Below are 19,329 nucleotides of genomic sequence, written 5' to 3'. Positions count from 1 at the left end.
TTGGAGGATCTTCATAAATGATTCGCCTATTTCTTGCTTTACCGCTAGCGGGCGCGTTGGGCTTAGCGCTGTTTTCTTTCATGGCTTGGATGGTCGATAATGGCCACCAACGTTCACCAGACGATAGCGAGACGTTAATTTTCAACATGGTAATGGTGGAACAAGAACAAGAAGTTCAAAGAAGACAACGCGCAGTCCCTGAAAAACCAGAAATGCCAGAGCCGCCACCGGAAGCGCAAACGTCTCAGTCACAAGCTGAAGTTACGCCTCTGAATTCGATGTCTTCTTTGCCTTCATTGGATTTGAACACATCCATTGATGGCTTAGCGATTAACGCACCGACATTCTCTGATTTTGGGTCAAACCAACAAGCAATGCCTTTGTATCGAGTAGAGCCTCGTTATCCAGCGAAAGCGCTTAAGCGTGGAGCTGAAGGCCATGTGATTATGTCTTTTACTATCGATGAAACGGGACGTCCAATTGACATTCAAGTCACTGACGCAAACCCACGTCGTATGTTTGAACGTGAAGCGATGAGAGCACTTAAAAAATGGAAATATCAACCGAAAGTCGTCGATGGAAAAGCGATAGCTCAGGTTGGTCAAACCGTGAAACTAGAGTTTAAGTTGGCAAAATGATGAAACATATATGGATATTAGTGGGCTTGTTGTTAATGCCCCTTACAACACAGGCACAAGAGCTAACCCAATATACTGCTATTCGTGTTCAAAAGGCGCATAAGCTTGCTCAAGATGAACAGGTTAAACAGGCCATTGACGTACTAGCAGGTTTAGAGCTTTCTAAGGGCTACGACAAAGCGTACGTAGCTCGTATGCTAGGTGTTTTTTACTGGCAAGATGGCAAAACCGATAAGGCGATTAAGCAGCTTACATACGCCGTCGATACCAATTTGCTGGTGGATGAACAAGCTTGGATAACGAAGCGTATGCTTGCGGATCTGTTATTAAACGATCAACAGTTCAAAAACGCGCTTCCACATTACTACGAGTTAGTAAAAACAGCGCCAGAGGCAGAAAAGAAAGACGTGCTTTGGATGCGAATTGCACAAGCGGAATACCAAATCGAAAACTGGTCAAAAGTACTGGTTGCTATTGGTAATCGCGACAAGTTCAATGCGAAATCAGAACTGTCGCCTCTTTCGCTAAAATTGGGTGCACAACTACAGTTAAAGCAATGGAAGCAATCTATTCCAACACTGGAAAGCCTGATTGAACTTCAGCCAGAAAAAGACAACTGGTGGCGTCAACTTGTGGGTATTCAGTTAAGACTAGAGCGTAACCGCGATGCATTGAACACACTAGCGTTGGCTGATCTACAAGGTGTTGAGCTGAAGAACTCAGATCGCCGCTTGTTAGCGCAGCTTTACGCGAAACGTGGTATTCCAGAGCGTGCAGCACAAGAGATCGCTAAGTTAGATGATGCGAACAGCGATGTTCAACTCCTGGCTGAGCAAGCAACCTACTGGCAGTTAGCGAAAGAGTGGGACAGTGCTATTGAAGTATGGACGTTAGCGTCTAAAAAGGACACGCAATATCATTGGAATGTGGCTCAATTACTGGTTCAGCAAGGTTACTACGATCGTGCTCTGGTTGTTTTGGATAAAGTGAAAGACAAGAACAAGCAAGCTGATGTTGCTTTAGCGAAAGTACGTTCATGGTACAAGCTAAAGAATCTTGATAATGCTCTTGCTCAAGCGAAACGTGCGAACAACATTGAGCCTTCTTCTGAGGCAAAAGGTTGGATTAAATATCTGACTCAGCTAAGAACAGTGAGTGATAACGGCAACGTCTAACCTCTGATAGCAATACAGAAGACAAGAGAAAGTAATATAGAGAAAAGGGTGTCATTTGATGGTTCAAATGACACCCTTTTTAATTTTTGGCGGCTATAGTTTTTTAATCTTTGTCTTTCCAGTGTGTCGATTAAGGCTCGCACATCGTGCCGCTGGACGTAGCACTTTGAATTACGCCACTGGTATCAGCGACCCAATTAATGGTGCAGTCACGATAAGGGTTTTTGAAGGCGTGTACTGTATAACCATTATCTAACGGCTTCTTGGTTTCAATCCAAGCATAGTTTCGAGACGCCCAAAAACTGATAGGGCGTGACCGTTCGGTGAGATAACGTTCTTGTACATCGGTTATGTCTGAACCGATGTATTGTTGAATATGTTCTTCCGTGCTGGTTATTTGGCTGGTACACGCCGTTGCTAGCGCAGCAAAAGCCAAAACAATAATACGCATTTCAAATCCTTTTAAGCTTCATTAGCTATCATCAAACCAGTGATCAAATAGTCCCAACTTTCAATCCTTAAAGCCACAACTGTTACCTTAAACCCATCTCAATCAAGCATGTTGAGATTGAGGTTTTTTTGAGCTTTGACCTGTTATCGATAAGCTCTGATAGAACGAATCAAATCTCTTTAGTACACGTTAGCAAGAATATGCATACAGTTCGATTACTTCCCATGTAATGTTATGTAAATTTCCTTACGCCGCTCAGCAAACGTAAACAATGTAAATTGAATGCCAATACGAATGATTATCAACTAAATTGTCGCCATAAAATTTATAGGTATTGGTTTGTATGTCGTTAAAAAGTAGGGCGGTTCAGTCATGGGCTCGTCGACTTCATGTTTATATTTCTATGGCGCTTCTGTTCGTGGTTCTTTTCTTCTCAGTGACAGGTATAACCCTGAACCGACCTGAGTTATTTGAATCAAGCCAACCCAATATCCAACGCTCTACGCTAACGCTTCCTACGAGTTTATTTACGATCCAAGACGGCCGTTTAAAAGCTGACGAGACAGCCTTTGAAACGTTTCTGTTTGAAGAAGCTAACCTCTCCGGCGTTCCTTCAGGCTTGGACATCTACGCAGAGATCGAAGACGGTGAGTTGCTCATCGGTGAAGTGTCTATGGACTTCAAAGGACCGGGCTACAACGCTTCCGTGTTTGTTGACGTTACGTCTGAATTTGTAGAAGTCGAAACTACGAATTACGGCGTTATCGCATTGTTGAACGATCTACATAAAGGTCGTAACAGCGGTGAAGTATGGAAATGGTTTATCGATATCACTGCGCTATTGATGATCTTCTTTGTGCTTACTGGCGTGTGCTTACTGTTACCTAAGAAAAAGACGCTTAATACTTCCATCAAATGGACGGTGTTTGGGTCTGCAATCTCATTGGTTATCTATTTTGTCGCCGTACCTTAACCCTTAATTAGCTTGATGAAGTGGGTTGATGAATCAGCTTGAAGAACGAATTAAAGGTTAAACGGATTTAAAAGGTTGTTAAAAATGAAAAAAATGAACTGGAGCAAGGCGCTTCTTGCTTTATCTCTTTTGCCAAGCCTAGGTATGGCACAAGCGATTCCTGATACGGCAAAACTGGATGTCAGCTTTGAGCTTCCAAAGATTGATACCTCTATGTATGCACGTCCTTATGTGGCGGTGTGGGTAGAGAATAGCGAACGAAAGTCAGTGAAAACCATCGAGCTTTGGGTCGGTAAAGACGAATGGCTTAAGGATCTGCGCAGCTGGTGGAGAAAGGTTGGCCGTTACGATCGTGAACTGGTTGATGCTGTGACGTCTGCAACACGTCCTGCTGGCCAGTACCGTTTCGTGTGGGATGGTAAGAGCGACAGCGGTGAAACGTTAGAACAAGGCGAGTACACGGTTCATATCGAAGTGGTTCGTGAACACGGTGGCCGTAATTACCTTCGCCAAAAAGTATCACTCGCAGATTCAAACATATCTTACGAATTAAAGGCAACGGAAGAGACGGGTGAAATCACACTGAATTACGTCGCTAAATAGACAACGCAGCAGTGAACCCCGATTGGTTTAAGAATAAGAAAAGAATCGAAAGTAGTCATCGTAGGCTCAGATAGAGCGACACGGCTAACAATTATAAATAATGGAATGAACATGATGAAACAGACACAAATCAAGGCACTTGCTCTAGCGGGTGTTATGGCGTTCGGCCTAGCGGTTACGACAACAGCACAAGCTCACCCACGCTGGATTTTGCCATCACACTTTACCGTATCGAAAGAAGGCGGTGATTGGCTAACGTTCGATGTGACTGCGTCTCACGGTACGTTTGTTTTTGATAAGCCTGCTGGCAGCGAAAATGCTCATGTCATCATGCCAGATGGCCGCAGCGAGCGTCCTAACTTCGTTATTCGTGGCAAGCGTCGTTCAATCTTCGACTTCTATTTTGAAGAAGAAGGTACACACAAAGTGGCGATCAACAACCAGCCGTCTTACTACACGCAATACAAAGCGGGTCGCCGTGACACGGTGAAGTGGATTAAAGCAAACAAAGCTGAGCGTGACTCAGTTCTACCTGAAAAATCACGTGACGTGGTAACGCAGATCAGCTTCACTCGTGCAGAAAGCTACATCACGGTAGGTAAGCCAACGGATTCAGTGTTCAAAATTGAAGGCAAGCTTCTAGAAATGAAGCCTGTGACACACCCTTCAGATATCGTTGAAGGCGAACCTGTGACATTCCAGTTCTTCTACAACGGTGAAATCCAGAAAGACGTGAAAGCGGAGATTACTCGTGAAGGTACGCTTTACCGCAACCACCAAGAGCAGATTGATGTGGTGAGTGATGAGAACGGTGAAATCACGTTTACTCCAGACGTAGCAGGTCGTTACGTAATGAAAGCGAACTACAAAGGTGAGTTGATTGACAACCCACTGGCAGACAAAGCAAGCGCGAACGTTCACCTAACGTTCGAAGCGCTGCTTCAATAGTCTGTGATATCGGGGCTAGATCCCTGATTAAGAATCAAAAAAACTTAAGGGCTCATTTGAGCCCTTTATCGCTCAGTTTACTTCTGAGAATTTGCACTGTGGCTAGGGTACGAACCATGACAATAAAAACAAAACTTAACGCTTTAATGACTCCTTGCTTAGCATTGGGACTTGGTTTCGCTGCATTACCTGCGCAAGCACACTTTCCACTGATGAGCTGCTGGTTTGAAGGTAAGACTGTTGCTTGTGAAGCGGGTTATTCGGATGGCAGCAAAGCGATTGATTACGCAGTTGAGATGTACGATTACGAAGACAACTTGATTGCAAAAGAGATGACAGATAAACGTTCTATCGTTGAATTCCCACATCCTGACACTGAGTTCTACCTTGTGTTCGATTCAGGTCATGAGTTTCCAGTTGAAGTTGATGTTGTAGAGATCAGTGAAAAATGATGATTCAAAGCGTACGTGCTGATACGGGCGGCAGAGAGGGCAAATGGGTAGGACTGATCATTGTGTTCATCCTTTGCTTTGCAACTGTCGCAATCCCATTTCATCAGGCTGAATCCCACGTTAAAGCAGTGCTTGATCATCAAATTCTAGTGACTGATGTTGAACAAGAAAACTTGGCGATGCTATCAGAGCTGCGTTTAGCGCATGAAGAAATCCGTGACCTGCGCATGGACTCAGATGGTGAATGGCCGAGTGTTGCATCACTTAAAGATGAATGGGTTGCCCCGTTTATAGAAGATCAGAGTTGGAAGCGCAAAGGTTCTCATGCTTGGGTACTGGACGAGCGTGGTTATTACTTTTCTACTCCAAGTGAACAAGCTACGCCTACCGATCATGGTTTTGCGGATTCCTTTATTTTAAATGCGAACAGCGTTTCTCCTGAAATCTGGATCTTCTTGGGCGGTGTAGCGAAACAGCCCGCTACTTTTGACCAACACACGCTAGAGTCTACGGGTTGGAAAATGGTCGTGAACGAATCAGAAATTGAACAGCATCATGAAAGCGATGCTCACTAATAATAAGAGAATTACTATGCGAATTATGACTCTGTTCATGTCGTTATTAGCGGTGTTCATGGCACCCAATGCATTGGCAAAAGAATATAAGATCGACAGCAACAAGCTGACGATTGGTATCACGCTTCAACCTTACTACAGCTACGTAAAAGCAGTAGTAGGCGACAAAGTGAACATCCTTCCTTTGGTTGATGCCGGCTTTAATCCGCATAACTACTTGCCACAACCGAACGACTTGAAGAGATTGAGCCAGATGGACGCCATCGTGGTAAACGGTATTGGTCACGATGACTTCGCGCTTAAAGTGATTTCAGCCGCGCAACGTGATGACCTAGTCGTGATCGAAGCAAACAAAGAAGTGCCTCTACTTCCTGCTCTTGGTCAGTCTGTTGGTCAAGGTGCCGTTAACCCACATACCTTTGTTGGGCTTTCGACAACAATTCAAAAGGTTTACACCATCGCGAGTGAGGTCTCTAAGCTCGACCCTGACAACGCGGCTTTTTATCGTAAGAATGCACGTAAATACGCAAAGCAATTTCGCTTTATGAAGCGCGATGCGATGTTGTCATTAGGTGAGTTAGATACTTCAGGTATGAAGGTCGCGACTACACATAATGCTTATGGCTACATCCTTCAAGAGTTTGGTGTGGATGTTGCGGCAGTAATCGAGCCTGCACACGGTGTTGAACCAAGTGCTAGTCAACTGCAAGAGACGATCGAGCAGATCCGCGCATCAGGCATTGATGTTCTGTTTTACGAGTTAAACATGCCAAACCGTTTTGTTGACACAATTGAAGCGGAAACAGGCGTTCAGCTTTATCGTTTTTCTCACATGACGCACGGTGAATATGAAGGCGATAAAGTCGAAGTTGAGATGAAGAAGAACCTAGAGACGTTAATCGAAGCCATGAAATTTGCGGCGGCGAACCAAGCTAAAAGCGGGAACGCATAATGTTAGGTCCATCAATCTCAATTAATAAACTCGGTCTGCAATACGATAACAACGTAATTCTTGATGATATCTCGCTCGAACTTAAAGCGGGCGAGTGCCATGTAATCATGGGGCCAAACGGCGGTGGTAAAACCTCTCTGCTACGCTCTGTTCTTGGTTTGACGCCTTTCTCTGGGCAAATCAATATTCATTGGCCAGAAAAGCCAAGTATCGGTTATGTTCCACAAAAAGCGACCTTCGAATCGAGCTTGCCTTTGACGGTCATGGATTTCGTGTTGCTTAACCAAACTCGAATTCCGCTATTTTGGCGTCGTAAGTCTAAGCAATTGGATCTTGCACTCGCACAATTAGATCGCGTTGGTATGGCTACTCGTAGCGACCGCCGCATGGGACAGTTATCGGGTGGTGAGCAGCAACGCGTGCTGTTTGCCCAAGCGCTATTAGATAACCCAAGTCTACTGGTGTTGGATGAACCAACCACGGGTATGGACGAGCAGGGCGTTCGTTATCTTGAATCGTTAATTCGTGAATGTGTTAGTGAAGGTCGTACGATCCTTGCGGTACACCACGATGTCACGGCAGTGCGTCGACTCGAAGCGAACGTACATGTTGTGAATCGATTCTTGGTTGATAGTGGCCCACACGAACAGGTACTACATCCAAGTAAAATCGAGAGCCTGTTCCAGCACTACAGCAGTGGCTCTGCGATGACCAAATCGAAGGAGGTTGCTTAATGGATTGGTTACGACAACTAGCCATTAGTGGCGTGGAAGCGGGCTGGTTATCAGACAGTTTCATGTATGCCTTCATGGTCAATGCTTTGGTTGCAGCGTTACTACTTGGTCCTCTGTTAGGTGGTCTGGGTACTTTGGTGATTGCCAAGCGTCTGGCTTTCTTCTCAGAAGCCGTCGGCCACGCAGCGTTAACCGGTATCGCTATTGGTGTTTTGCTTGGCGAGCCACCAGAAAACCCAATTATTGGTTTGTTTAGCTTCTGTATGATCTTCGCTCTGCTTCTTCACTTTGTAAGAAACAGGACCAACGTTCCATACGATACCTTAGTGGGTGTTTTCCTTGCGCTAGCGTTGGCTGTGGGTGCGGCGTTACTGATGTATGTTGCTCGTAAGAGCAATATCCACATGCTTGAAAACGTACTGTTTGGCTCGATTCTTACGGTAACAGACCAAGACTTAGCGATTCTCGCAGGTAGTTGCGCGATCATCATCTTGCTCTTGATACCGACATTCAACCGCATTCTCCTGACTTGTATCAGCCCTGATATAGCTAAGGTTCGTGGTTACAACACCAGCTTTTACGATTACTTGTTTGTCATGATGATCACCTTAGTGACAATTGCGGCCGTGAAGATCGTAGGTGCAGTTCTAGTGGGTGCGTTATTGTTGATTCCAGGTGCGACCGCTCGCTTGTTAACTAAACGCATGGGCAGCTTTGTATTGCTGTCGGCATTACTGGCAACAGTCGCGTGTTTAGTTGGAACCGTCTTACCTATGGAATTGAAACTACCAGTACCTTCGGGCGCTTCGATCATCATCGTTTCAGCGACATTTTTCCTAGCGGCAACGCTATACCGGATTATAAGAAAGGCGTAATCATGACTTGTTTAATGAATCGTATCGCTAGCTCAGTAAAAGCAACGGCTCAAGTGAGTGTACTTGGTAGTGTATTAATGGCTGGTTCTTTGATGTCACTGAACGTGAATGCAGAAGACATCCTAACCAGTACACCTGTGACTTATGCATTGGCGACAGAGCTAACCAAAGGCACAGACATTACCACCGAATATCTGCCACCAAAGCGCTACGGCATTGATCGTCTGCCAAACTGGTTTGGTACTAAAGGCGCAAGCAAAGTCCTTCAATCCGGCGAAAAGGCGACCGTAGCATTAACGCTGTCATCTATTTGGCAAGCTGATCCTACATTTGTATACGCAAGACAGGGCAATATCCGTTTGGTTGAAGTGGATGCGGCTCAAGCGATTTCACCGCGCGCGCAAGGTGTAGCTGCGCTGACGTTATCAAATGGTGAAGTGTCTAAATACGCGTGGTTAAACCCAACCAATCTAACGCGTATGGCGGCAATTGTGGCTGATGACTTTAAGTTGTTGTGGCCGGCGCAAGCTGAGAACATTGATAGCAACCTACAACGCGTGATGCTTGATGTTCGTGAACTGATTAACAAGCAACAAGCGGTGTTATTGGATAACGACGTAGATTCAGTATTGTTGCTTTCAGAAAGTTTGGAAGATTTCGCTTCAGGTAGTCAACTGTTTGTTGAAGAGCGTATATTCAAAGCTGAACTGGAATGGACAGTTCAAGACAAAGCCAAACTCAAAGCGATGTTTTCGGAAGATGATGCTCTATGGTTAGTTACAGCGAAAAAGCCAAGCAACTTGATTAAATCATTGGTACCGAATGAGCGTATCTTGGTAGTGGATTCTGTTGATCGTTGGGGCAGAGCGGGAATCAACGCAAAAGCACCGTTTGCCCGTTGGGAAGTGCAGCCATTCAAAGGCTAACCAGCGCGATTAAAAATGGTAGGATCAAAAAAGCAGCCCAATTTGAGGCTGCTTTTTTGTTCTTGTCTGTTGGCTCTGAAAAGAGTGTCAGACAAGAGGACTGCGAGTATAAACTTACTCTGCAGCTTTTGTCTCTTCAGCTTCAACCGTTGCTTCTACTGAACCTTCAGCTTGCTCTTGAGCTGCTTTCGCTTGTTCTTCAGCTTCCATTTTTGCACGGTCAGCTTTAGAGATGTAGCGAGGCTTGTTGCTACTATGCAGTTTAGAATTCGCCTGTTTCTGCTTCTTTTTTAGAATTTGATTGATTTTTTTCTTACGGTTCATTGCTGCATAGCCTTGTATTTAGTTTAGGCGGTGGAGGATAATCATTTTAGCTCTAGAACTCAATATTTACATGGTATTCAGCAAGGAAAATATCACTATGCAGTCAGTCGAGACCGAACGTTTAAGATTAAGAATGATCACACCTCAAGATGCGGCGTTTATTCAACGACTATACAGCTCAGAAGATTTCCTGCGTTACATTGGTGATAAGGAAATCAACGACACTGAAAAGGCTGTCGAGTACATTGAAAACAACATTCTTAAGATGCATGAAGAGAAGGGTGTCTGTTTGTTGATGGTTGAAATCAAAGAAACTTCAACGCCAATTGGTATCTGCGGATTAATAAAAAGAGACACCTTAGCGTCGCATGATATTGGCTACGGGTTTGCTCCTGAGTTTTATGGTCAAGGCTTTGCCCAAGAAGCCGCGGAGGCGATAATTGAACAAGCTAAGCAGAATGCTGATATCGATCATTTAGTTGCCATCACTACCTCTGATAACATTCGAAGTATCACACTACTGACTAAGTTAGGCTTTGTGTTCGAGCGAGTTGAAGATGTGATAAGCGAAAGCGTTAATCTCAACCTGTACGGTTTCTCATTAGGTAATTAAAACATGTTCCAACATAACAATATTCTACAAGGTGAGCTCGCAACGGAGTACAAAACCGTTATTGCGATGGTGCACATCTATTGCAAAGATCACCACGGTGAAGTTCGTCAGAATAACGCGTTATGTGAGGAGTGTGAGCAACTGTTGCGTTACGCCGAAACACGACTGGATAGATGCCCTTATGGTGAAGCCAAACCGACCTGTAATAAGTGTCCGATTCATTGCTATAAGCCCGATCCGAAAGAGCAGATGCGTTTAGTCATGCGCTATGCTGGGCCAAGAATGTTACTCAAGCATCCGATTTTAGCGATCAGACATTTGATACATGAAAAGCGAAAAGTGTCTGAGAAGCCACTGTCGAATGTGTCGAACCGCCATATCCGAATGAATAAGAAGTAACTGGCGTTTAAAAGTGGTTGCTGAAGAAACGAAAAAGGTCTGATTGCGCAGACCTTTTTGATGTAGATACACTTCCATCTCAGCTTGAATCTAGCCAAGTAGCCTATGCCGCTTGAGGCTCGTCATAGGTCACTGTGAGGTTGTTGATCCAGCGTCGGCTTAGGTAACGATGAGAACAAATTGCCAGTTTCACCACTTCTTCCACCAACATCAAACCATAGATGTATTTGAAATCCCATCCAGCGACAAACGCGCCGTAAACACATACTGGAATGCCGACCATCCACATTGCGATGAAATCCATGCGAAGGCAGAACGCATTATCACCACCAGCACGAATAATACCGTTAATGATCACCATGTTGAGCATGCGAATCACGACCGCAAAGCACATGATCATCATCGCAGGTGAAGCAAGCGGGTATAAAGCGTCTTTGGTCAGGTTTAGCCATGACAGAACGTGCTCTTTACCCATAAACAATAGCAAGCCTACAACCGCACCAAAACCAACCACGGCTTTGATGAACGTCAGACCCATACTCATAGCGTCATCAAACTCATCACGACCGAGTGAGTGACCAAGCAACACGGAACACGCTACAGAAATACCAAAGAATATCGAGTAACACAGCGACTCAAAAGGCGCGAGCATAGAGAACACAGCAAGTTCCGTTGTGCCCATGTGACCGAAGATCATTTGGTATGCCATAGTACCCATTGCCCATAACACGGCATTCATCGTTAGTGGCAAAGCAATACGACGGTAAGACAACCATAATGACGGACGATGTGGTGAGCTAGGCGTGGTTAACAACCAGTGTTTACGCATGCGCATATAGCCATACATCAAACCCACTTGAATCAAGCGCGCTAAAGTGGTTGCCAATGCCGCACCTGCAACGCCCATCGCTGGAATACCGAAGGCACCTTTAATGAGTACGAAGTTAAGTGCGATGTTGAGGGCAATCGTGACCGCACCAAGCAATAGTGGTGTTACGGTGTCACCTGATGAGCGCATGCTTGCTTCTACCACGACCACAATGTGAGTCAGCAGAAGGACAGGGAATCCATACCACAGGTAAGTCGCGCCAAGTTCAATCACGGTTTGATCGCTGGTCTGCAACATCATTAAAAACTGAGAACCAAGAGTGATGATTGCAGTAACAGGCAGCAGAACTTTTAAGCCAAACACCATTGCGATAGATGATACCGTTCGCGCGCTTTTTCGGTCGTTCTTTCCCCAGTATTGAGCGACTAATGTTCCGTTTGCTGAGGCCAACCCTGCCATAATCATAATAGCAACGAAGTGCCATTTTGATGCAATTCCCACAGCCGCAGCTGCTTCCATACCATAATCACTGACCATTAATACGTCAGCAAGGGCAAGAATAGCGACAAGCGCACTTTGTAAAGCAACAGGTAAACCCAGTTTAACGATACGAGGTAAGATGCTCTCTGGCTTGTTATTCATAGATGAGTTAGGGTTGATGTTAGTTGTCATAAGCTCTCCGATTTATGGCAGAACTATAGTGATTTGAGCGAAGTAACAACATGTTTAAAAAACAACAAAACCTGTGCGAATCCGTCATTGATTCAATGAGACCAAAATCAACTTGGCATGATGATGTTTTTCTCGCTGAACAGTGCAAAGAACGTTTTTTGACCGTTGAAGATATTCCAGAGATGAAAAGCTTTGGTGTCTATATGGGCGGCATGGCGAAGCTATATGATGGCTACTGGGTTGAGCGCGAATCCGTTAATGTTCATACGTTGATTTTCACTATGGAAGGTGGCGGCATTCTAACAACCGCAACATCGGTCCAAGCGATTACACCTTATACACTCGTGGTGCTTCCTGCTGAAACCCCATTTCGTTTTGAACTCGATCCTCAATATAATTATTGGAAAATGGCGTGGATGCTGACGCCTGACACCAAGCAATGGCAGCACATAGCAAGTTTAGGACAGGGGATTGTGCCTTTTGGAGAGTGTGAGCAGATCTGGTCATTAATGAACTTGGTTTACTTTGAGATAGGCGGTAGAGCCAGTTACCGTAAGTTACTCTTGAGTGAAATTATCCGAACATTGACGGGGTTTGAGCCTAAGTCGACCAGCACCACTGCACGTGTTCAAGCGCTCTATAACGAAATTGAAAGTAGTCTGCATCAGCCATGGACAGTGGCAGGGATGGCTGAAAGAGTGTTTATCAGTGAAGAGCAACTCAATCGAGTCACCAAGACGCTATTCAACCTCTCACCACGCAGTAAATTGATTCAATTACGCATGGACAAAGCCACCAGTCTACTGAAATATCAAGATTGGTCAGTTTCTATGATTGCTAATCGCTTAGGCTACAAAGATCCTTATAACTTTTCGCATCGTTTCAAAAAGCATTTCGGTTTGTCACCCAGTCAATATCGAAAGAGCCATCGACTTCTTGGTTAGCCTTGCACGATGAAATGAGAAGTGTGGGAGAAGAAGGTTACATATAGGCATGAGTTGAAAAGAGCCCTTCGCTTAGACATAAAGTCTGAACTCGGAGCCCTAATGACACGCATCTAGTGTCTGTCTATTTAAGCTTACTCGCCTGCAATCTGTAGGTGAGAGCGCTTTAGGCTAGCAATCAACATGTAGATCGTTGTAGCAAGTAGAGACGCGAACAGGTAAGTGAACAATCCTGCTTGTGAATCCATAAAGCTGTCTGCAACGATTGGTCCCGCAACAGAACCGATGCTGTAGCAAAGTAGCATGATTTGAGTCACTGACACCAAGTAGCTTGGGTCAAGGTTACGGCAACCTAAGTTAATCGCGATTGGGTATAGCGCAAATGTGGCCATGCCTAATACGAACAAGCTCATGCCTAGTACGTAGAAATCGTGATTGATAGTCAGCACACCAATGCTTGCAACCCCTAGCAGGCAGAACAGAGCCATTAATAACACTTGTCCTACGTGGTGAGATAACCAAGTCACCATCGGCTGTACAGCCATACCACCCATGATAACCAAAGCCATCAAACCACCAATGTCTTCGTGTGCAATGTTACGTTGAGCAAGTTCAACTGGCATCAAGCCGTAAATCGCACCTAGCGTTAATCCGGAAACAATGCAGCCAATTAGCGCGCTGTGGCTTAATTTGCTGATCTGCTTTAAAGACAAAGATTGCGCATCGTGGATCTGTGGTGGAGTTGCTTGTCCGTACATCAGCACAATGATCGCACCAAACAGAAGGGTGAACATTGCGATGAAAGGTACGCCACCAGTAATACCTAGGTAACCGATACCAAGCTGACCAACTGCAGAACCGCCGTACAGTGAACACATGTAGATAGCGAGACGTTTTGCGCGTTGTGACTCGTCGCCGCTCATTAGCCAAGACTCTACAATCACGAAGATACCTGCAACCGCCACACCAGCCAGAAAGCGAGCTAGTAGCCATACTGCTTGGTGTGGGATCAATGGCAATACAAGGATCGTTGCGATGAACACACTCAATGCGATGACGAACGCATCTTTGTGGCCAACACGCGCAATGGCACGTTCAATCAATAATGTACCAGCCAGTAGACCTGCATAGAATGCACTCGCCAACCAACTCGATAGATCTTTGTCTAAGCCATACTCAGACAGCATTAATGGTAATGAACTCATTAAGTAGCCTGAAGCGATCGCGTAAAAAGACAATGCAATAACAGGAACAGTTATGCGAGTTGTTGGTTGGATGTTGTCCAATGCAGGAGCCTCTGATAGTAAAAGAAACGATGAATTTTCCGCGACTATGGGGGAGAAACTGAATTGGGTAAAACAAATAAAAATGGTCGTTAAGATAAAAGAAATTTATCGACCAACTAAACTAAAATACGGTTGCGATATTTGGTGGTTTGGCGAGATTTTATGCGGGCAAAAAGTCGTTAAGCCGTTGTTCATTGGTGGTTTAATTTAGAAAAAGATTGCAGCGTGATTGTCTTTTTATGATTTGGATTGAGTGGGATTTTAAGTGTTAGACCGTTTCTTTACGGTATTGACGTGGCGAGCTTCCACTCCACTTACGAAAGGCATGTCGAAAGTTAGCGCTGTCTGAAAACCCAACGCGCTCAGATATCTCTTCAATGCTCATTTGAGTTGAAGAAAGGTAGTGTCGAGAAAGGTGAAAGCGAACATGGTCCAGTATCTTCTGGTAGCTGGTATCGGCTGCTTTCAGGTGACGACGCAGAGTTCGAGAAGACATGCCCAGTTCTGAAGAAATGGATTCTATAGAAGGGTAACATCCTGGCCTTTCAATCAGCATCTGAGAGACTTTCTCTTTGAGGCTACTGGGTGCACTGACTTTTGCCAACATGTCATCACACGATTTTAAGCACATCTGTAAAGTGATGGGGTTGGCGGTAGGAAGAGATGAATACAAGGTGGTTGCGTCGAACTCCCATTCAAGCCGGTCACTATTGAATTCAACCGGGCAGCGGAAAATCTCTGTGTATAGATCGCCGTATTCAGGTTTTGGATAGGGGAAGCGGATCACTTGAGAAGGAAAGGGCTGCTGTAAGACCTCTTCGCACAAACTGTGTATCGCCGCGAACCAGTATTCACAACAAAAGGGCAGTAAAGAATCGAGTTCGATAAGTTGCTCTGCGCGAAAGTAACCAATGTTGTCTTCTACAGACATGGTTTTCCTGAGGACAGGGCCAGCAAGTTGCAGATACTTAAACCCGATTAAAAAGGCATCGAGTAGTGTTTCGCTGCTAAACACCGCATAACCGAGCACGCCGAAATCGCTGAACCTCGCTTGTTGGCCAACTTTAAGCCCCAATCCGTCTTCGTTGGAATTCGCTAACGCATTACTGAACACAGCAAGCTTTTGCGCCAAAGTGATGTGTGTATCGGGTGTGTTGAGTTGGAGAGCATCGATGTTACTTCCTTCGAGCAACTCTTCGATACTGAGAACAGGCGACAGGTAACGATGCAGCAACTGAAGATCCAGAATGCCGAATGCTTGCATGTCGGGTTCGTAAACTGCGGTGTATTCCATAAGCTGCCTCTTGTTGAATATCGATATCTTAACCGAACTTTTAACATTTACGCCTGTTGCTTGTTCTCACTTTCGCAAGCTTGTTCCAAATTTTGGTTTATGTGTGCAAGGTTTTATTGTGCTAGCGCAGGCTGTGTCCGAATATCACCGGTTTTTGTCTTTTTGAAACCTGTTCGAAATGTTATCGAAATGTTGTAATTTATTGGGCTGCACATTGGAGCGTCTCAAACATTTTGCTCAATAACGACTCTTATCTACATGACACACCAATGTGCAGGCTCGTGATGACAAGAAAGAGACTTATTACAACGATTAGAACGTCTACGGTGACCGTCACAAACAGGTCTAAGCCGCACAAGGAGATCATGGATGCACAATCTTGCTGTTAATTTGGAGCGTAGCGCTTCGCTTTTTCCAACTAAAGCCGCTCTGCGTATGGGATCGGATGAAATCAGTTTTTCTCAGTTAGAACAACTTTCTGGAAACGTGGCTGCTAACTTGAAAAGACTTGGGTTGCAGAACGGAGATAAGGTAGCGTTGTCATGCCCGAACGTGACTTACTTTCCGATAGCCTATTACGGGATTCTAAAAGCGGGTTGTGTAGTCGTGCCTTTGAACGTGCTATTCAAGGCCAGAGAGATCGCTTATCACCTTAATGACTCTAACGCGAAGGCCTATTTATGTTTTGACGGCAGTGAAGAGCTTCCAATTGGTCGCTATGGTTTACAAGGTTTTGAGCAGGCAAACCACTGTGAACACTTTGTCGAGATGCCTATCCCAACAAACACAGACACTACTTTAGAAAGTAATGGGGAGCATGAATCAATCGCTGATTGGTTGGCACAACCTTTTACTCCTTTTGAGTCTGTGGCTTGTCATGGCGATGATACCGCTGTGATCCTTTATACCTCTGGCACGACCGGTCAACCAAAAGGGGCTGAGCTTTCCCACACCAACATGCAAACCAATGCGATGTCGTCACAGTATCTAATGAGATTGGAGTACAGCGACACCACAATGGCTACACTGCCTTTATTCCATAGCTTCGGTCAGACGGTGATGATGAACGCGAGTGTGCTAACAGGGTCCACCATGGTGTTGATTCCTCGTTTTGAACCGTCATTGGTTATTGAACAGATCATTAGCCATAAAGTCAGCGTGTTTGCGGGTGTTCCTACTATGTATATCGCGCTATTAAAGGCGGGAGAAGAGTCTTCTGATAGTTTAGAAAACACAAGCAAACGCTCTGAACAGGTTAAACACAGCTTGAGGTTAGGTGTTTCTGGCGGTGCTTCTATGCCGCTTGAGGTTATACGACAGTTTGAATCTCGTTTTGAATTACCAGTCTTAGAAGGTTATGGGCTCTCGGAAACGGCGCCGGTTGCGACCTTTAATCATATTGATGGCGATCGTTTATCGGGTAGTGTCGGTCAGCCTTTATGTGGCCACCTCATCAAGATTACTGATATACAAGGCAACTCTGTCGCTATGGGTGAACTCGGCGAAGTCTGCATTAAAAGCCCAAGTGTGATGAAAGGCTATTATCAAAGGCCAGAGGCGACAGCTGAATCTATTCGTGATGGTTGGTTCTTAACGGGAGATATCGGTCGCGTCGATGAGCATGGCAATTTGTTCATTGTTGACCGTGTTAAAGACATGATTATTCGTGGTGGGTACAACGTTTATCCACGTGAAGTCGAAGAAGTGTTGATGTGTCACCCCGATGTCGAAATGGTCGCGGTGGTAGGCGAGCATCATGAACATTTAGGCGAGGAGATCCACGCGCATGTGGTTCTTCACGAACATACGCAATGTGATAGTGCCGCCTTGATAGCATGGTGTCGTGAGCAACTCGCCGACTACAAATACCCGCGTAAGGTATTCATTCGTAAAGCCTTACCCATGACAGCAACCGGAAAAATCTTGAAGCGTGAGTTACACCCACTAGAAATAGCGGAGATGGCAAATGGATAGTTATGATTTTATTATTGTTGGCGGTGGTTCAGCTGGGTGTGTGATGGCTTCTCGGCTGTCGGAAGATCCTGATGTGACGGTTTGCTTGTTAGAAGCGGGTGGTAAAGACACCAGCCCATTCATTCACACACCCGTTGGCGTGGTGGCGATGATGCCAACCAAACTCAATAATTGGGCATTCGAAACGGTTGAACAGCCGGGTTTGAACGGTCGTAAAGGCTATCAGCCTAGAGGTAAGACACTTGGCGGTTCTAGCTCTATCAATGCCATGATGTACGCTCGTGGACATCGCTATGACTACGATAGATGGGAAAGCTTGGGCAATGCTGGCTGGAACTATGAATCCTGTTTGCCTTACTTTAAGAAAGCAGAAAACAACGAAGTCCACCAAGATGAGTTCCATGGCCAAGGTGGTCCTCTTAATGTGGCCAATCTTAGATCGCCAAGCCCTATGTTGGAACGTTATTTAACGGCGTGTGAATCGATAGGTGTACCTCGCAATGAGGATATTAACGGCGCTGCTCAGTTTGGGGCGATGCCGACGCAGGTAACACAGCTGAATGGTGAACGATGCAGTGCTGCCAAGGCTTACTTAACGCCAAACCTTTCACGATCGAATCTCACGGTCGTGACTAAAGCCACCACACATAAGGTTTTGTTTGAAGGCAAGAAGGCGATTGGTGTTGAATATGGTTCTAGCGGAAAGCGTTATCAGATACGATGCAACAAAGAAGTGATTCTTTCCGCTGGCGCGTTTGGTTCTCCCCAATTGCTGTTACTGTCTGGTGTCGGTGCTCAAACTGAACTAGAGACACATGGAATCGAACAGGTTCATGAATTACCTGGAGTGGGCAAGAACCTTCAAGATCATATCGACTTAGTACATTCGTATAAATGCAGTGAAAAGCGTGAAACTTTTGGTATCTCGCTGCAAATGGCCTCTGAAATGACCAAAGCCTTACCACTATGGCGCAAAGAACGCCGCGGTAAAATGAGCAGTAATTTTGCAGAGGGAATAGGCTTTCTCTGTTCCGAAGATCATATCGCTGTACCGGATTTAGAGTTTGTATTTGTGGTCGCTGTTGTAGATGACCATGCTAGAAAAATTCATACCAGTCATGGCTTTACCTCTCATGTCACCTTATTGCGACCGAAGAGCTACGGCACCGTAACGCTCAATAGTAATGATCCCTATGATCCGCCTAAGATCGATCCTGCGTTTTTCAGTCATCCTGAAGACATGGAGATCATGATTAAGGGCTGGAAGAAGCAGTATCAAATGTTAGAGAGTTCCGCGTTTGATGATATCCGAGGCAATGCTTTCTACCCTGTGGACGCCAGTGATGACAAGGCTATCGAGCAAGATATTCGCAATCGTGCAGACACTCAGTATCACCCGATCGGGACCTGTAAAATGGGACCTAGTAGCGATTCTTTAGCTGTGGTAGATAAAGATCTCAAAGTTTATGGATTGGATAATTTGAGAGTCATTGATGCTTCTGTGATGCCGACACTGATTGGGGCAAACACCAATGCACCAACCATTATGATTGCTGAGAAAGTCGCAGATCAAATCAAACAGCAATACGGGTTTGGCAAGCAAGAATCTAATATTCAAGCGAAAGGCGAAGCTGTAGTTTTATTCAAGAAGTTAAGTGATAACCATAAATAAAACAGTAGGTTAGATAGTCT

Annotated in this window: 22 protein-coding genes; 17 read left to right on the top strand and 5 right to left on the bottom strand. The window is 45.1% G+C overall.

Annotated features, from left to right (window positions below; all coding sequences use genetic code 11):
• Nucleotides 1–17: 17 nt before the first annotated feature.
• Nucleotides 18–638 (top strand): energy transducer TonB, encoded by a 621-nt coding sequence (locus BCU07_RS11575; RefSeq protein ID WP_102428350.1) that lies wholly within the window; start codon nucleotides 18–20, stop codon nucleotides 636–638.
• Nucleotides 635–1,813: a tetratricopeptide repeat protein gene (locus tag BCU07_RS11570; protein WP_032547615.1), complete on the top strand. Its 1,179-nt coding sequence runs from the start codon at nucleotides 635–637 to the stop codon at nucleotides 1,811–1,813. The genes BCU07_RS11575 and BCU07_RS11570 overlap by 4 nt, the downstream gene beginning before the upstream one ends.
• 130 nt (nucleotides 1,814–1,943) lie before the next feature.
• On the opposite strand, the gene BCU07_RS11565 is transcribed toward BCU07_RS11570, so the two are convergent.
• Complete coding sequence (locus tag BCU07_RS11565) at nucleotides 1,944–2,264, bottom strand: hypothetical protein (RefSeq protein WP_102425148.1); 321 nt, start codon at nucleotides 2,262–2,264, stop codon at nucleotides 1,944–1,946.
• Between the two features lie 343 nt (nucleotides 2,265–2,607).
• Here BCU07_RS11565 and BCU07_RS11560 point away from each other — a divergent pair, with 343 nt between their 5' ends.
• From BCU07_RS11560 to BCU07_RS11520, 9 genes are all read left to right on the top strand, one after another.
• The gene (locus BCU07_RS11560) at nucleotides 2,608–3,237 is read left to right on the top strand and encodes a PepSY-associated TM helix domain-containing protein (RefSeq protein WP_102428351.1); all 630 of its coding nucleotides are present in this window, start codon (nucleotides 2,608–2,610) and stop codon (nucleotides 3,235–3,237) included.
• 84 nt (nucleotides 3,238–3,321) lie between these two features.
• Nucleotides 3,322–3,840, top strand: coding sequence for a DUF2271 domain-containing protein (locus tag BCU07_RS11555; RefSeq protein ID WP_102428352.1), 519 nt, complete (start codon nucleotides 3,322–3,324; stop codon nucleotides 3,838–3,840).
• A 111-nt stretch (nucleotides 3,841–3,951) separates the two neighbouring features.
• A complete protein-coding gene (locus tag BCU07_RS11550) occupies nucleotides 3,952–4,788 on the top strand; it encodes a DUF4198 domain-containing protein (protein WP_102428353.1) in 837 nt (278 codons plus the stop codon).
• A 116-nt stretch (nucleotides 4,789–4,904) separates the two neighbouring features.
• Nucleotides 4,905–5,240 (top strand): hypothetical protein, encoded by a 336-nt coding sequence (locus BCU07_RS11545; protein ID WP_017062543.1) that lies wholly within the window; start codon nucleotides 4,905–4,907, stop codon nucleotides 5,238–5,240.
• Entirely contained in the window at nucleotides 5,237–5,815 is a 579-nt protein-coding gene (locus BCU07_RS11540; protein ID WP_029235608.1) for a DUF6162 family protein, read from the top strand. Before BCU07_RS11545 ends, BCU07_RS11540 begins: the two co-directional genes overlap by 4 nt.
• A 16-nt stretch (nucleotides 5,816–5,831) precedes the next feature.
• Nucleotides 5,832–6,767, top strand: coding sequence for a metal ABC transporter solute-binding protein, Zn/Mn family (locus tag BCU07_RS11535; RefSeq protein WP_102428354.1), 936 nt, complete (start codon nucleotides 5,832–5,834; stop codon nucleotides 6,765–6,767).
• A complete protein-coding gene (locus tag BCU07_RS11530) occupies nucleotides 6,767–7,501 on the top strand; it encodes a metal ABC transporter ATP-binding protein (protein WP_102428355.1) in 735 nt (244 codons plus the stop codon). Before BCU07_RS11535 ends, BCU07_RS11530 begins: the two co-directional genes overlap by 1 nt.
• A complete protein-coding gene (locus BCU07_RS11525) occupies nucleotides 7,501–8,376 on the top strand; it encodes a metal ABC transporter permease (protein WP_102428356.1) in 876 nt (291 codons plus the stop codon). The genes BCU07_RS11530 and BCU07_RS11525 overlap by 1 nt, the downstream gene beginning before the upstream one ends.
• Before the next feature lie 2 nt (nucleotides 8,377–8,378).
• Nucleotides 8,379–9,302: an ABC transporter substrate-binding protein gene (locus BCU07_RS11520; protein WP_102428357.1), complete on the top strand. Its 924-nt coding sequence runs from the start codon at nucleotides 8,379–8,381 to the stop codon at nucleotides 9,300–9,302.
• 114 nt (nucleotides 9,303–9,416) lie between these two features.
• Here BCU07_RS11520 and BCU07_RS11515 read toward each other — a convergent pair whose 3' ends face one another.
• Nucleotides 9,417–9,626, bottom strand: a complete 210-nt coding sequence (locus tag BCU07_RS11515; RefSeq protein WP_017060973.1) for a DUF2986 domain-containing protein — start codon at nucleotides 9,624–9,626, stop codon at nucleotides 9,417–9,419.
• Between the two features lie 97 nt (nucleotides 9,627–9,723).
• Here BCU07_RS11515 and BCU07_RS11510 point away from each other — a divergent pair, with 97 nt between their 5' ends.
• Complete coding sequence (locus BCU07_RS11510) at nucleotides 9,724–10,239, top strand: GNAT family N-acetyltransferase (protein WP_017067858.1); 516 nt, start codon at nucleotides 9,724–9,726, stop codon at nucleotides 10,237–10,239.
• Nucleotides 10,240–10,242: 3 nt separating this feature from the next.
• Complete coding sequence (locus tag BCU07_RS11505) at nucleotides 10,243–10,638, top strand: nitrous oxide-stimulated promoter family protein (protein WP_017064560.1); 396 nt, start codon at nucleotides 10,243–10,245, stop codon at nucleotides 10,636–10,638.
• A gap of 103 nt (nucleotides 10,639–10,741) precedes the next feature.
• Here the strand turns inward: BCU07_RS11505 and BCU07_RS11500 are convergent, their stop codons facing one another.
• Nucleotides 10,742–12,139: an MATE family efflux transporter gene (locus BCU07_RS11500; protein WP_102428358.1), complete on the bottom strand. Its 1,398-nt coding sequence runs from the start codon at nucleotides 12,137–12,139 to the stop codon at nucleotides 10,742–10,744.
• A gap of 50 nt (nucleotides 12,140–12,189) precedes the next feature.
• Here BCU07_RS11500 and BCU07_RS11495 point away from each other — a divergent pair, with 50 nt between their 5' ends.
• Nucleotides 12,190–13,083, top strand: coding sequence for an AraC family transcriptional regulator (locus BCU07_RS11495; protein ID WP_017060977.1), 894 nt, complete (start codon nucleotides 12,190–12,192; stop codon nucleotides 13,081–13,083).
• A 134-nt stretch (nucleotides 13,084–13,217) separates the two neighbouring features.
• Here the strand turns inward: BCU07_RS11495 and BCU07_RS11490 are convergent, their stop codons facing one another.
• Nucleotides 13,218–14,369: an MFS transporter gene (locus BCU07_RS11490; RefSeq protein WP_102428359.1), complete on the bottom strand. Its 1,152-nt coding sequence runs from the start codon at nucleotides 14,367–14,369 to the stop codon at nucleotides 13,218–13,220.
• On the opposite strand from BCU07_RS11490, the gene BCU07_RS11485 reads away from it, so the two are divergent.
• A complete protein-coding gene (locus BCU07_RS11485) occupies nucleotides 14,341–14,580 on the top strand; it encodes a hypothetical protein (RefSeq protein ID WP_017060129.1) in 240 nt (79 codons plus the stop codon). The two genes, BCU07_RS11490 and BCU07_RS11485, sit on opposite strands and share 29 nt — an antisense overlap.
• Nucleotides 14,581–14,637: 57 nt before the next feature.
• Here BCU07_RS11485 and BCU07_RS11480 read toward each other — a convergent pair whose 3' ends face one another.
• Nucleotides 14,638–15,663 carry an AraC family transcriptional regulator gene (locus tag BCU07_RS11480; protein WP_017064564.1) on the bottom strand — a complete coding sequence of 342 codons (1,026 nt, stop codon included), beginning with the start codon at nucleotides 15,661–15,663 and terminating at the stop codon, nucleotides 14,638–14,640.
• 369 nt (nucleotides 15,664–16,032) lie between these two features.
• Here BCU07_RS11480 and BCU07_RS11475 point away from each other — a divergent pair, with 369 nt between their 5' ends.
• Both BCU07_RS11475 and BCU07_RS11470 read left to right on the top strand, forming a co-directional pair.
• On the top strand, nucleotides 16,033–17,637 hold the full coding sequence (locus tag BCU07_RS11475) for a long-chain-fatty-acid--CoA ligase (RefSeq protein WP_065584942.1): 1,605 nt from the start codon (nucleotides 16,033–16,035) through the stop codon (nucleotides 17,635–17,637).
• Complete coding sequence (locus BCU07_RS11470) at nucleotides 17,630–19,309, top strand: GMC family oxidoreductase (RefSeq protein WP_065584943.1); 1,680 nt, start codon at nucleotides 17,630–17,632, stop codon at nucleotides 19,307–19,309. The genes BCU07_RS11475 and BCU07_RS11470 overlap by 8 nt, the downstream gene beginning before the upstream one ends.
• Nucleotides 19,310–19,329: the final 20 nt, after the last annotated feature.

The organism is Vibrio sp. 10N.261.54.E10 (assembly GCF_002877735.2).
GTDB classification, from domain to species: Bacteria; Pseudomonadota; Gammaproteobacteria; order Enterobacterales; family Vibrionaceae; genus Vibrio; species Vibrio crassostreae_C.
Note: the sequence above shows the minus strand (reverse complement) of the source record. Positions and strands in the feature narration are given on the sequence as shown.